The sequence below is a fragment of the Streptomyces solicamelliae genome (genome assembly GCF_045348655.1).
Taxonomy (GTDB): Bacteria; Actinomycetota; Actinomycetes; order Streptomycetales; family Streptomycetaceae; genus Streptomyces; species Streptomyces solicamelliae.
Window position 1 is genome coordinate 3678578 of sequence record NZ_CP160404.1, and the last position, 12155, is coordinate 3690732.

10 protein-coding genes are annotated in these 12155 nt (G+C 72.9%); 3 read left to right on the forward strand and 7 right to left on the reverse strand.

Going from position 1 to position 12155, the window contains the following annotated elements; translation table 11 throughout:
* Positions 1–27: 27 nt before the first annotated feature.
* On the reverse strand, positions 28–1437 hold the full coding sequence (locus ABZO31_RS17075) for a PLP-dependent aminotransferase family protein (RefSeq protein ID WP_406862088.1): 1410 nt from the start codon (positions 1435–1437) through the stop codon (positions 28–30).
* 121 nt (positions 1438–1558) lie between these two features.
* Between ABZO31_RS17075 and ABZO31_RS17080 the strand changes: the two genes are divergently transcribed.
* Positions 1559–2779, forward strand: coding sequence for a trans-sulfuration enzyme family protein (locus ABZO31_RS17080; RefSeq protein WP_406862090.1), 1221 nt, complete (start codon positions 1559–1561; stop codon positions 2777–2779).
* Positions 2780–2843: 64 nt separating this feature from the next.
* On the opposite strand, the gene ABZO31_RS17085 is transcribed toward ABZO31_RS17080, so the two are convergent.
* From ABZO31_RS17085 to ABZO31_RS17095, 3 genes are read right to left on the reverse strand one after another with little or no spacing between them, the layout of a single operon-like run.
* Positions 2844–3380: an LURP-one-related/scramblase family protein gene (locus ABZO31_RS17085; protein ID WP_406862091.1), complete on the reverse strand. Its 537-nt coding sequence runs from the start codon at positions 3378–3380 to the stop codon at positions 2844–2846.
* Positions 3377–4141, reverse strand: a complete 765-nt coding sequence (locus tag ABZO31_RS17090) for a hypothetical protein (protein ID WP_406862093.1) — start codon at positions 4139–4141, stop codon at positions 3377–3379. The genes ABZO31_RS17085 and ABZO31_RS17090 overlap by 4 nt, the downstream gene beginning before the upstream one ends.
* A gap of 22 nt (positions 4142–4163) precedes the next feature.
* Positions 4164–5522 (reverse strand): hypothetical protein, encoded by a 1359-nt coding sequence (locus ABZO31_RS17095; RefSeq protein ID WP_406862095.1) that lies wholly within the window; start codon positions 5520–5522, stop codon positions 4164–4166.
* 150 nt (positions 5523–5672) lie between these two features.
* On the opposite strand from ABZO31_RS17095, the gene ABZO31_RS17100 reads away from it, so the two are divergent.
* Positions 5673–7514 (forward strand): NHL domain-containing thioredoxin family protein, encoded by a 1842-nt coding sequence (locus ABZO31_RS17100; protein ID WP_406862096.1) that lies wholly within the window; start codon positions 5673–5675, stop codon positions 7512–7514.
* A gap of 14 nt (positions 7515–7528) precedes the next feature.
* Here the strand turns inward: ABZO31_RS17100 and ABZO31_RS17105 are convergent, their stop codons facing one another.
* Together ABZO31_RS17105 and ABZO31_RS17110 are read right to left on the reverse strand one after the other, a co-directional pair.
* Positions 7529–8857, reverse strand: coding sequence for a M18 family aminopeptidase (locus tag ABZO31_RS17105; RefSeq protein ID WP_406862098.1), 1329 nt, complete (start codon positions 8855–8857; stop codon positions 7529–7531).
* A 119-nt stretch (positions 8858–8976) separates the two neighbouring features.
* On the reverse strand, positions 8977–10806 hold the full coding sequence (locus ABZO31_RS17110; RefSeq protein WP_406862099.1) for an acyl-CoA dehydrogenase: 1830 nt from the start codon (positions 10804–10806) through the stop codon (positions 8977–8979).
* A 142-nt stretch (positions 10807–10948) separates the two neighbouring features.
* Here ABZO31_RS17110 and ABZO31_RS17115 point away from each other — a divergent pair, with 142 nt between their 5' ends.
* On the forward strand, positions 10949–11467 hold the full coding sequence (locus ABZO31_RS17115; RefSeq protein ID WP_406862101.1) for an SseB family protein: 519 nt from the start codon (positions 10949–10951) through the stop codon (positions 11465–11467).
* A gap of 89 nt (positions 11468–11556) precedes the next feature.
* Here the strand turns inward: ABZO31_RS17115 and ABZO31_RS17120 are convergent, their stop codons facing one another.
* Complete coding sequence (locus tag ABZO31_RS17120) at positions 11557–12105, reverse strand: hypothetical protein (RefSeq protein ID WP_406862103.1); 549 nt, start codon at positions 12103–12105, stop codon at positions 11557–11559.
* Positions 12106–12155 lie beyond the last annotated feature (50 nt).

A 12155-nucleotide genomic window follows, 5' to 3' on the forward strand; every position in this document is an offset into this window, starting at 1 on the left:
CGCGCCCACGGGCTGAGCGCCCCGCGCCTACGCCGCCAGTGAGCCGGTCGCCTCCGGGGCGTACTCGCGCCAGGCCGTGGCCAGTCGGTCGACCGCCTCCGTCAGGGTTTCCGGGGGCAGCAGGAAGTGGAGGCGGAGGCAGCGGCCGCTGCCGCCCAGGGCGTCCATCGTGGAGCCCGGCAGGACCGCCACGCCGTGCCGCAGGGCGACCTGGGCGAAGGCGACGCCGTCGCCGTGCGGGAGACGGACCCACAGCGTCTGGCCGCCGGCCGTCGGGGCGGGCGTCCAGGACGGGAGCCGGCGGGCGAGCTCGGCGACCAGGTGCGCGTGGCCGGCGCGCAGCGCGCGCAGCCGGTTCCGCAGCACCGGCTCGTACCCGTCGAGCAGCCGCACCGCGGCCAGCTGCCCCGGCAGGTCCGAACCCAGGTCGTGGATGGCCTTCAGCCGTGCCAGCCGCGCGACCGTCGGGACCGGGCCGCGGATCCAGCCGATCCGCAGACCGCCCCAGACGGGTTTGCTCAGCGATCCGACGGAAAGGACGTCGCCGTACGCGCACAGCGTCGCCCACGGCTTCTGTGCCGCACCCGGTCCGAAACCCAGATCCGCCCGCGCCTCGTCGTCGACCAGCGTCACCCCGAACGCGTTCGCCGCCTCGACGAGCCGCCTCCCCGCCAGCGGCGGCAGCACCGCGCCCGTCGGGTTGTGGAAGCGCGAGACGACGTACGCGAGCGCGGGCCGGTGCCGCTCCATCACCCGTACCGCCTCCGCCACGTCCACGCCGTCCGGCCCCACCGCCACCGGATGCGGCACCGCGGCCGCCTCCCGGAACAGGTCCAGCGCCCCCGAGTACGTCGGCGCCTCCACCAGCACCCCGTCGCCGGGCGCGAGCAGCAGCCGGACCAGCAGCGAGAGCGCCTGCTGCGCGCCCGTGGTGACCAGGATCTGCCCCGGCTCCGTCGGCACGCCCCGCAGCGCGTACCGCTCCGCGAGCGCCGCCCGCAGCGCCGGGAGGCCGGCCGGGTGGTAGCCCAGGTCGTCCTGCGGCAGCACCAGCGAGCGGTACACCTCCGTCAGCTCCGGCGGCGGCCCGAGCGGGGCCGCGCAGCTCAGCAGGATCACCCCGTCCGACGGTTCGAGCAGGTTCAGGAACAGCGGGTTCGACGTCTCCCGCACCCGCGGCCCCGGCAGCAGCGCCGCCGCGGGAGCCACCCGCGTCCCGCTGCCCTGCCGGCGTACCAGCAGCCCCTCCTGACGCAGCGTCTCGTACGCCGCGACCACCGTCGCCCGCCCCACCGACAGCGCGGCGGCGAACCGCCGGTCCGGCGGCAGCGGCGCACCGGGCGGCAGCAGCCCCTCGTCGATCAGCCGGCGCAGCCGCGCGGCGAGCAGCAGGTACAGCGGCCCGCGCCCGGCCGACCAGCGCCCGAGCCGCGCCACCAAAGCATCGGTCGGTGCGCTCGTCCTGCCCTGTGCGCTCTTCGGCAATGGCTCCATCGGCAGACCAATCTGCCGCTCATTGGCCCTGTGGAGCAACGGAATTGCCCCGTTCACTGGAGGCATGAGCGACGACACCCCTTCCCGGCATCCCTTCCACCCTCCGCTCCGCCCCGAGACCTTCGCCGTCCACCCGCCCGTCCCCGAGATCACCGGCAGCCGCCCGCTCGGCGTCCCGCTCCACCAGGGCCACGTCTTCGGCTTCGACAGCGCCGACGCCCTCGCCGAGGCCTTCGAACGCCCCGACGCCTACCTCTACGGCCGCGTCGGCAACCCCACCGTCCACGCCCTCGAACAGGCCGTCGCCCGCCTGGAGGGCGGGGCGGCCGCCCTCTCGTACGCCTCCGGCATGGGCGCGATCAGCGGCGTCCTGCTCACCCTGCTCGGCACCGGCGCGCACGTCGTCGCCCAGACCTGCGTGTACGGCGGGACGTACGCCCTGCTCACCGACCTCGCCCGGCGCTGGGGCGTCGACGTCACGTACGTCTCCGGCACCGACCCCGACGAGGTGCGCGCCGCCCTGCGCCCCGAGACCCGGCTGCTGTACCTGGAGACCATCGCCAACCCGACCGCCCGCGTCTCCGACCTCTCCGCGCTCGCCGCCGTCGCCGCGGGGGCGGGGGTGCCGACCGCCGTCGACAACACCTTCGCCTCGCCGCTGCTCTGCCGTCCGCTCGAACTGGGCGCGGACGTCGTCCTCCACTCGGCGACCAAGTACCTCGCCGGGCACGCCGACGTCCTCGGCGGCGTCGCCGTCTTCAAGGACGAGGAGCTGTACCTGCGGGTCCGCCACGCCCGTGTCGAACAAGGGGCGATCACCGACCCGTTCGCCGCCTGGCTCACCCTGCGCGGGATGCAGACGCTGCCGCTGCGCATGGAGCGGCACTGCGCCAATGCGGCTGAACTGGCGGGCCGCCTGCAGGAGCACCAGGCCGTGGCGGCCGTACGCCATCCCTCGCTGCCCGGCCACCCGGACCACGCGATCGCGGCCCGGCTGCTGCCGGCGGGCGGCGGCGGGGTGATCTCCTTCGACCTCGCGGGCGGCCGAGAGGCCGGACGGACGCTGATGGAGGCGGTACGGGTGGCCAGCCTGAGCGTCTCGCTCGGCGACGTGAAGACCCTGATCATGCACCCGGCCTCCACCTCCCACCGCCAGCTCGACGCCGCCGCGCTGGAACGGGCGGGCATCGGGCCGGGGACGGTACGTCTCTCGGTCGGCGTCGAGCACGTCGAGGACCTGTGGGCGGACCTGGAGCAGGCTCTGGAGCGGGCGGGGAAGAGCTGAGGCAGGGCGGAGAGAGCCGAGGCATCAGAGGCGGCCGAGGCGGCCGAGGTGGCCGAGGGCGCGGTCAGTCCTCCCGTCCCCGTTCCCGCTCCGCCATCCTGATCACGCACACCGCGACCGCGATCATCAGCGCCGGATCGGCGTCGTCCCGGACGACGTTCACCGCGTACGTGTCGCGGACCCGGAACCACTGGCGGGAGATGTGGGCGAGGAGTTCGCCGTCGTACTCGACGGTGAACTCCCGGTCCAGGACGCGGCCGCTGACGTCCAGTTCGGTGCCCTCGACGAGCGTGACCCGGTAGTGGTTGCGCAGCAGCGAGAGCCGTTTGCGGCGGATCGTCGCCAACACCTTCCCCCAGCCTTCGGCCGGGTGGACCCCCATCTCGCTTCGCTCGTCCCGCTCGATCGTCATCGTGTCGCGCAGGCTGAACATCTTCTTGCGCAGCACGATCAGCACGCGGCCGGCGGGATCCTTCAGCTCCAGGGTGTCGCGCAGCCGCAGCGCCTTTCCGTCGACGAGGAAGGCGTGCCGGCCCTGCTCGTCCTCGATCCAGTAGTCGTCGCCGATCGCGAAGATCTTGTCCCGTACGAGGTACTTCATGGTCGCCCCGATGCGAAGTAGCGGGTGAAGGGGTCGGCGGAGGCGCTGAGCATGCCTCCGAAGGGGGAGTCGAGCTGGTGGACGAGCAGCACGGTGAAGGCGATGAAGCCGGCCAGGCCCATCACCATCACCATGTGCGTGCCGCTGCGGTTGATGCCGAACAGGAACATGAACGCGAGGGTCAGCACGCCGCCGAGGATCAGCCCCGTCCACAGCACCGGCGACAGCCGCTCCTGCGCGGCCGTCTCGCGGTTGCGGCGGGCGTCGTCCACGTAGCCGAGCTGGGCGAGGACCTCCTGGGCGGCGATCTTCTGCGCCACGGTGGCGGAGTCGCCGACCTCGCCGGCGACGCGGATCCGGTCCAGCATGGTCCACCCCTCCTCCAGGAGCGGTCCCCGGGCGGCCATCCGGGGCCATTCGACGTCGACGACATGGGCGGCGTACGCACGCGCCGCCTCCCGCAGCGGTGCGCGACGCTCCTCGGGGAGCGACGCGGCCAGCAGGTACGTCTGGTGCAATGCGCTCGCCTCGGCCTGGACATGGTCCTCGGCCGAGACCCGGTTGTCCCACACCGACACCAGGCAGAGTCCCAGCACGATCGCGTACAGCACCGAGACCATCATGGCGATGTACTCGGCGACGTCCTCGCGCGTGCCGTCGTCCTCGCGCACGGGAGCGAGGCGGTCCTTGACGAGGACGATCAGCGCCATGAGCAGCCCGACGCCGAGCACGACGGCGAGGGTTTCCAGCAGATGGGGCATGGGTTCCGGCTCCGTGGCGGGGTCAGGGGCGGCGCGAGCCCAGCAGGGCGGCGGCGACGGCACCGGGGATCAGGATCAGCAGGAGCGTCAGGGCGACGCCCATGTCGCCGAGTTCGGCGGAGCGACGACGGATCCGGGAGAACAGCCCTTCGTCGTCGGCGGGGGTACGTTCGGGAGGCTGTGCCTGCGGTTGCGCCTGAGACGCCGCCCGGGGCTGAGCGGCGGGCGGTACGACTCCGGCGGCGGCACTAGTACCGGCGGCACCCGCACCAGTACCGGCGGCACCCGCACCGGTACCGGCGGCACCGGCTGCACCAGCGGCACCGGCCGCCGCGCCGTCACCCGCCCCGGCCCCGACGCCTGCGGCACCGGCGGCTCCCGCGGCGCCCGGCACTGCCGGCGCCGCCGGCGGCCCGACGGCCGGCGCGGGCACGACGAGCAGCGGCGGAGCGAGCACGTCGCCGCCCCCGGCAGAGGGCACAGGAGCAGCCGCCGCCCCCGAAGCGCCCGGCGCGCGCGGCGACACGGACACACGAGGCACGGGCCGGGACTCAACAGGCGCAGGCCGCGGCCTCGGCCGCACCGACGGCACCGCCCCGGCCGTCGCCCGCCTCACCGCCTCCCCCAACGTGAACCGCGCCGTCGCCCGAGCCACGAGCAGAGGCGGCGCGACCCGCCCCCCACCGACTCCCACCGTGGCGAGCCGATCGCTCCCGGCCGCCTCCCCGCCGCTCCGGTACCCGCCCGGCGAGCGCCGCACGGTGGCCGTGCACCGCACGGCCCGCCCCGGAGGCAGTACGGTCAGGCCCCCCACCCGCCCCGGACAGTCGATCCGCCCGGGGCGGAGCGCCCGGTCGGTGAGCCGGACGCCGTGCACGGCCCGGTTGCCGCGGTTGGTGACCGTGTACGTGACGACCGCCGTGGGCGACCGCGTCCACACGGTCTCGGCCAGCGTCAGCGCCCCGCCCACGCCCTCGTACCCCGACCGCCCGGTCGCGCTGAGCCGCCGCCGCAGCGAGGGCACGTCCCCGGTCGCCGTCGCCGTCCCGGCGTACCGCCCGGCCCGGGCGGCGAACCGCGAGGTGCACTCGACGGAGCCCAGCGCCGGGAGCGTCCGCGTCGGACACACGACGGGCGCCCCGGCCGAGGGATCGGCGACCCGGACCCCGTACAGATGCGCCTCACCCCGATTGACCAGCCGATACCGCTTCACCACGACCCCGCCCACCCGCACCGCCGGCGTCCCGGCCCGCCCGTTGACGGCGACGCTCAGCCGCAGCGCCCCGTCCCCCACCCCACCGCCCACCGCGTCTCCCGCGACGGGCAGCACCCCCAGCAACAGGCATGCCAGCAGCGGCCCCGCCAGGCGTCGACCGTTCATGGCACCCCTCGCCGTTGATCCGATGATCTTCCTGCCATGCTCACCAGCCCCTGGTCCCCTGCCACGCCCAAGACACGCCCCACCCCGCCGCCCGACCCCCTCTTTCACCCTCCCGGGGCCCACCTCCGTCCCGTACGGCACTCTTGAACCATGAACGACTCCGCCGCGGCGCCCACCCCCGCGCCCACGCCTCCCCGCCGTGCCCGTGTCCGTGCCCCCGAGCTGATCGGCAAGGGCGGCTGGATCAACACCGGCGGGAAGGATCTGAAGCTCGCCGACTTCCGAGGTCGCATATTGATCTTGGATTTTTGGACCTTCTGCTGCATCAACTGCCTGCACGTTCTCGACGAGCTGCGGGAGCTGGAGGAGAAGCACCGGGACACGGTCGTGATCGTGGGGGTGCACTCGCCGAAGTTCGTGCACGAGGCGGAGCATCAGGCCGTGGTGGACGCCGTCGAGCGGTACGGGGTGGAGCACCCCGTCCTTGACGATCCCGAGCTGGCGACGTGGAAGCAGTACGCCGTGCGGGCCTGGCCGACGCTCGTCGTCATCGACCCCGAGGGGTATGTCGTCGCGCAGCACGCCGGTGAGGGGCACGCCAACGCGATCCGTACGCTCGTGGAGGAGCTGGAGGCCGAGCACGAGGCCAAGGGGACGCTGCGGCGCGGGGACGGGCCGTACGTGCCGCCGGAGCCGGTCGCGACGGACCTGCGGTTCCCCGGGAAGGCCCTCCTCCTGCCGTCCGGGAACTTCCTGGTCTCCGACACCACCCGGCACCAGCTCGTCGAGCTGGCCGCCGACGGCGAGAGCGTCGTACGGCGCATCGGGGACGGCGTGTTCCGCGAGCCGCAGGGTCTGGCGCTGCTGCCGGACGGGTCCGTCGTCGTCGCCGACACCGTCAACCACGTGCTGCAGCGCCTCGACCTCGCCACCGGCGCCGTCGAGCGGATCGCGGGCACCGGGTCGCAGTGGATGCAGGGGGCGCCGACCTCCGGGCCCGCGCTCGACGTCGCGCTGTCCTCGCCGTGGGACGTGGCCTGGTGGCAGGGCAAGGTGTGGATCGCCATGGCCGGGGTGCACCAGCTGTGGACGTACGACCCGGAGACGGGGACCGTCGGCGTCGCCGCCGGCACGACCAACGAGGGGCTGGTCGACGGGCCCGCCGCCGAGGCCTGGTTCGCGCAGCCGTCCGGGCTCGCGGCCGCCGGCGACCGGCTGTGGATCGCCGACTCCGAGACCAGTGCGGTGCGGTGGATCGACACCGACGGAGTCGTCCACACGGCCGTGGGGACCGGGCTGTTCGACTTCGGGCACCGCGACGGCGACGCCGCGCAGGCCCTGCTCCAGCACCCGCTCGGCGTGACCGCGCTGCCCGACGGCTCGGTCGCGGTCTCCGACACGTACAACCACGCGCTGCGCCGCTACGACCCAGCGACCGGCGAGGTCACCACGCTCGCCACCGATCTGCGCGAGCCGAGCGACGCGGTGTTGTCCCCCAGTCTTCGACCGGGAGGTGCCCCCAGCGGCGAGATCGTGGTCGTCGAGTCCGCCCGGCACCGGCTCACCCGGCTGCGGCTGCCCGAGGAGGCCGTGCAGGTCGAGTCGGTCGCGCACCGCACGCAGCGCGAGGCCACCGAGGTCGCCCCGGGCCGGGTCCGGCTCGACGTGGTCTTCCAGGCGCCGACGGGTCAGAAGCTGGACGAGCGGTACGGGCCGTCCACCCGGCTCCTGGTCTCCTCCACCCCCGCCGAACTGCTGCTCTCCGGCGAGGGTGCCGCGACCGACCTGTTCCGTGAGCTGGAGCTGAACCCGGCCGTCACCGAGGGCGTCCTGCACGTCTCCGCCATGGCCGCCTCCTGCGACGACGACCCGGACATCGAGTACCCCGCCTGCCACGTCCACCAGCAGGACTGGGGCGTCCCGGTGAAGCTCACGGAGTCCGGCGTCTCCCGGCTGCCGTTGATCCTCGCCGGGATGGACGCCCCGGAGTAAGGAGGCAGGGGGCGTCAGCCCTCCAGGAACGCCACCAGCGCGTTCGCCAGCAGGTACGGGTCGTCCGAGCCGCAGAGTTCGCGGGCGCTGTGCATGGACAGGCAGGCGACGCCGATGTCGACGGTGCTGATGCCGTGGCGGGCGGCGGTGATGGGGCCGATGGTCGTGCCGCAGGGCATGTCGTTGTTGGAGACGAACGACTGCCACGGCACGCCGGCCTTGTCGCAGGCCGCGGCGAACACCGCCCGGCCGCTGCCGTCCGTCGCGTAGCGCTGGTTGACGTTGACCTTGAGGATCGGGCCGCCGTTGGGGCGCGGGTGGTGCGTCGGGTCGTGGCGTTCGCTGTAGTTCGGGTGGACGGCGTGGCCGACGTCGGAGGAGAGGCAGACCGAGCCGGCGAAGGCACGGGCCTTGTCCTCGTAGCCGCCGCCGCGGGCGTAGACAGAACGTTCCAGCACGTTGCCGAGCAGCGGGCCCTGGGCGCCGGTGTCGGCCTCGGAGCCGTTCTCCTCGTGGTCGAAGGCGGCGAGGACCGGGATGTACGGCAGGTCCTTCTCGGCGGACACGGCGGCGAGCGCGGCGACGCAGGCGTGGACGGAGATGAGGTTGTCCATCCGCGGCCCGGCGAGCAGTTCGCGGTCGCGGCCCAGGTAGGCGGGGGCCTCGATGGCGGTCACCATGAGGTCCCAGCCGGCCACGTCCTCCGCGTCGACACCGCTCTCGGTCGCGACGAAGTCGAGCAGGTCGCCGTCGTGGGCGTCGCCGAGGCCCCAGATGGGCTGCATGTGGCGCTGGCGCTCCAGCTTCATGCCCTCGTTGACCTGCCGGTCGAGGTGGATGGCGAGCTGCGGGACGCGCAGCAGCGGCCGGTCGATGTTCACCAGGCGGTGCGAGCCGTCCCGCAGGGTCAGCCGCCCGGCCAGGCCCAGGTCGCGGTCGAGCCAGCTGTTGAGCAGCGGTCCGCCGTAGATCTCGACGGCGACCTGCCGCCAGCCCTCCCGGCCCATGTCCGGCTGCGGCTTGACGCGCAGGTTGGGGGAGTCGGTGTGCGCGCCGACGATCCGGAACGGGGTGTGCGGGGAGGCGCCCTCGGGCACGTACCAGGCGATGATCGCGCCCCCGCGGATCACGTACTTCCCGCCGAACGAACCGTCCCAGGCGGCGGTCTCCTCGACCCGGCGGAAGCCGGCCTTCTCCAGCCGCTCGGCGGCGTTCGCGACGGCGTGGTACGGCGACGGGGAGGCCGCGAGGAAGGTCATGAGGTCATCGGTGTGGCCGCGGTCGAAGGGTGCGGTCGCCGGGCTGGAGGCTGCGTTCGCCGGGCTGGAGGGTGCGCTACTCATGGCCTTCACCTTACGCAGGTCTCGATATCCGGACGGGGGCCGCAAGGTCTCCACACACGGAACGGCCCGCCCCCCTCCCCGGGAGCGAGCCGTTCCAGCACGGAGACGGGCGCGGCGTCCTAGAACGCGGCCTCGTCGAGGTCCATCAGCGAGCCGTCGACGGCCTCGGCGAGCGCGCGCTCGGCCGAGACGCCGGGCAGGACGTTGGCGGCGAAGAACTTCGCGGCCGCGATCTTGCCCTGGTAGAAGGCGACGTCCTTGCCGGAGGCGCCCGCGGCCAGCTTCTCGGCGGCGACGGCCGCGCCGCGCAGCAGCAGGTAGCCGACGACGACGTCGCCGGAGGCGAGCAGCAGGCGGGTGGTGTTGAGGCCGACCTTGTAGATGTTCTTGACGTCCTCGCCGGTGGCGGTGAGGTCGGTCAGCATGGCGCCGACGATGCCCTCGAGGTCCACGGCGGCCTTGGCGAGCGCGTCGCGGGCGCCGGCCAGGTCGTCGCCGCCGGTGCCGGCGGCGAGGAACTTCTTGATCTCCTCGGCGAGCGCGTTCAGGGAGGCGCCCTGGTCGCGGACGATCTTGCGGAAGAAGAAGTCCTGGCCCTGGATGGCGGTGGTGCCCTCGTAGAGGGTGTCGATCTTGGCGTCCCGGATGTACTGCTCGATCGGGTACTCCTGCAGGAAGCCGGAGCCGCCGAAGGTCTGCAGCGACTGGGCGAGCTGCTCGTAGCCCTTCTCGGAGCCGTAGCCCTTGACGATCGGGAGGAGCAGGTCGTTCAGGCCGTGCAGGGCCTTGGCGTCCTCGCCGGCCGCCTCCTTGACCGCGATCTCGTCCTGCACGGTGGCCGTGTAGAGGACGAGGGAGCGCATGCCCTCGGCGTACGCCTTCTGCGTCATCAGCGAGCGGCGGACGTCGGGGTGGTGCGTGATGGTGACCTTGGGGGCGGCCTTGTCCATGAAGTTCGCCAGGTCGGTGCCCTGGACGCGCTCCTTGGCGTACTCCAGGGCGTTGAGGTAGCCCGTGGAGAGGGTGGAGATCGCCTTCGTGCCGACCATCATGCGGGCGAACTCGATGATGAGGAACATCTGGCGGATGCCGTCGTGCTTGTCGCCGATCAGCCAGCCCTTGGCGGGGTGCTTGTCGCCGAAGGTCATCTCGCACGTGTTGGAGGCCTTGAGGCCCATCTTGTGCTCGACGTTGGTGGCGTACACGCCGTTGCGGGCGCCCAGCTCGCCGGTCTCCCAGTCGAACTCGTACTTCGGGACGAGGAAGAGGGACAGGCCCTTGGTGCCGGGGCCGGCGCCCTCGGGGCGGGCGAGGACGTAGTGGAGGATGTTCTCCTCCATGTCGTGCTCACCGGAGGTGATGAAGCGCTTCACGCCCTCGATGTGCCAGGTGCCGTCCTCCTGCTGGACCGCCTTGGTGCGGCCGGCGCCGACGTCCGAGCCCGCGTCGGGCTCGGTGAGCACCATGGTGGAGCCCCAGCGCTTCTCGACGGCGATCTGCGCGGCCTTCTTCTGCGCCTCGTTGCCCTCGTTGAAGAGGATGCCGGCGAACGCCGGGCCGGAGGAGTACATCCAGATGGCCGGGTTCGAGCCGAGCAGCAGCTCCGCGTAGGCCCAGATGAGGGAGCGCGGGGAGACGGTGCCGCCGATCTCCTCGGGGATGCCCAGACGCCAGTACTCGGACTCCATGAAGGCGTTGTACGACTTCTTGAAGGACGCCGGGACCGGGGCCGTGTTGGTCTCCGGGTCGAAGACCGGGGGGTTGCGGTCGGCGTCGGCGAAGGACTCCGCGAGCTCGTTCTCGGCGAGACGGCGGATCTCGTCGAGGATGCTCTTGGCGGTGTCGACGTCCATCTCCTCGAACGGACCGGTGCCGTACACCTTGTCGCGGCCGAGCACCTCGAAGAGGTTGAACTCGATGTCGCGGAGATTCGACTTGTAGTGCCCCATGGCGACGGCTCCGTAAGGCTCGGGGAGGGAGGTTCCTCGTACACGTACCGGCTAGTAGCAAAACGCTCTCTACGATGATGCTACCCACCGGTAATAAGAGCAACCCCAAACCGTGATGGTGTGACGCAGTAGGCTCGCCCTCATGTACGGCTACGAGCAGAATCCGGGCGCCCAGCAGCAGTACGCACCGCCCCCGCAGCCGGGGATGCAGGGCGGGATGCCGGGCATGCAGCCGGGGATGGATCCGATGGCCGGGATGCAGGGGGGCTACGGACAGCAGCCTCCGCTGTACCCGGAGCCGTCGCCGCCGTCGCTCGCCGACGCCGTGCGGGCCTTCACGACCGGCTCGATGACGGCGGAGGACTTCCAGCAGATCTTCGCGACTTCCAAGGTGTACTGCCCGCGCGGCGACACCCCGGGCTTCCTGGCGCTGCACAACACCCAGCAGCCGGTGATCCCGATGTTCACCTCGCTGAAGGAGCTGCGCCGGTACGCCGGCAAGGAGTCCAAGTACTTCGTGATCACCGGCGCCGAGGTGATCGACCTGCTGCCCACCGGCTACGGCTTCGTGCTCGACATGGAGGGCGACCACCGGATGGTCTTCGACGCGAAGGCCGTGGAGCAGATGGTGGACTTCGCGATGCGGCGGATGTACGGCTAGAAGCCGGTACGAGCCGCTGGGGGCCGGCACGAAGCCGGTACGAGCCGCTGGAGGCCGGCACGAAGCCGGTACGAAGCCGGTGCGAGCCGCTAGTCGGCCGCTTCGGCCGCTCGCCGTCCCGCGGCGCGGCGCTGTGTCCACCACGCGATGCCGCACCAGGACGCGGCGGCGAGCAGACCGGCCGCGCAGCCCGCCGCGAGAGCGGGCGCCTCGGGCCGGAAGGCCAGGGCGAGCCGCGTGCCCACGAAGACCAGGAAGACGGCGACGCGGCCGGGGCCGTACACCGGGATCCGCGCCGAGACGAGCCGCAGCAGGACGGCGCCGGCCAGGCCCGCCGCGCCGCAGACGGCGAGCAGCGGCCAGGGGGAGCCCGGGGCGGCGCTCGGGATGCCGAACTCGGGCGAACCGAGGCGGAAGTTCGACGCCACCCAGCCGAGGGCCAGGCCGAGGACGGTCGCGGTGACCGCGGCGACGGCGTGCCGCCGGAAGGGGCCGTCCCTGAGGTCGCTCGTCGGGTGGCCTTCGAGGTGATCCCCGGGGTCGTCCCCGTGTTCGCCCTCGGGGTGGCCCCCCGCGGCCTCCGGCGGGTCGGGGAGATCGAGCTCGGGCGCACGGCCATGATCGGGAAGGTTCGTCACGGGCAGGAGGACGCGTGCCGGCGCGGGTCGGTTGGCTCCGGGGAATGTCC

What these genes read in the sequence shown, in the direction of transcription:
- ABZO31_RS17080 (WP_406862090.1), top strand. Translation starts at nt 1,559, where the DNA reads ATGAGCGACGACACCCCTTCCCGGCATCCCTTCCACCCTCCGCTCCGC.
- ABZO31_RS17085 (WP_406862091.1), bottom strand. Translation starts at nt 3,380, where the DNA reads ATGAAGTACCTCGTACGGGACAAGATCTTCGCGATCGGCGACGACTAC.
- ABZO31_RS17090 (WP_406862093.1), bottom strand. Translation starts at nt 4,141, where the DNA reads ATGCCCCATCTGCTGGAAACCCTCGCCGTCGTGCTCGGCGTCGGGCTG.
- ABZO31_RS17095 (WP_406862095.1), bottom strand. Translation starts at nt 5,522, where the DNA reads ATGAACGGTCGACGCCTGGCGGGGCCGCTGCTGGCATGCCTGTTGCTG.
- ABZO31_RS17100 (WP_406862096.1), top strand. Translation starts at nt 5,673, where the DNA reads ATGAACGACTCCGCCGCGGCGCCCACCCCCGCGCCCACGCCTCCCCGC.
- ABZO31_RS17105 (WP_406862098.1), bottom strand. Translation starts at nt 8,857, where the DNA reads ATGAGTAGCGCACCCTCCAGCCCGGCGAACGCAGCCTCCAGCCCGGCG.
- ABZO31_RS17110 (WP_406862099.1), bottom strand. Translation starts at nt 10,806, where the DNA reads ATGGGGCACTACAAGTCGAATCTCCGCGACATCGAGTTCAACCTCTTC.
- ABZO31_RS17115 (WP_406862101.1), top strand. Translation starts at nt 10,949, where the DNA reads ATGTACGGCTACGAGCAGAATCCGGGCGCCCAGCAGCAGTACGCACCG.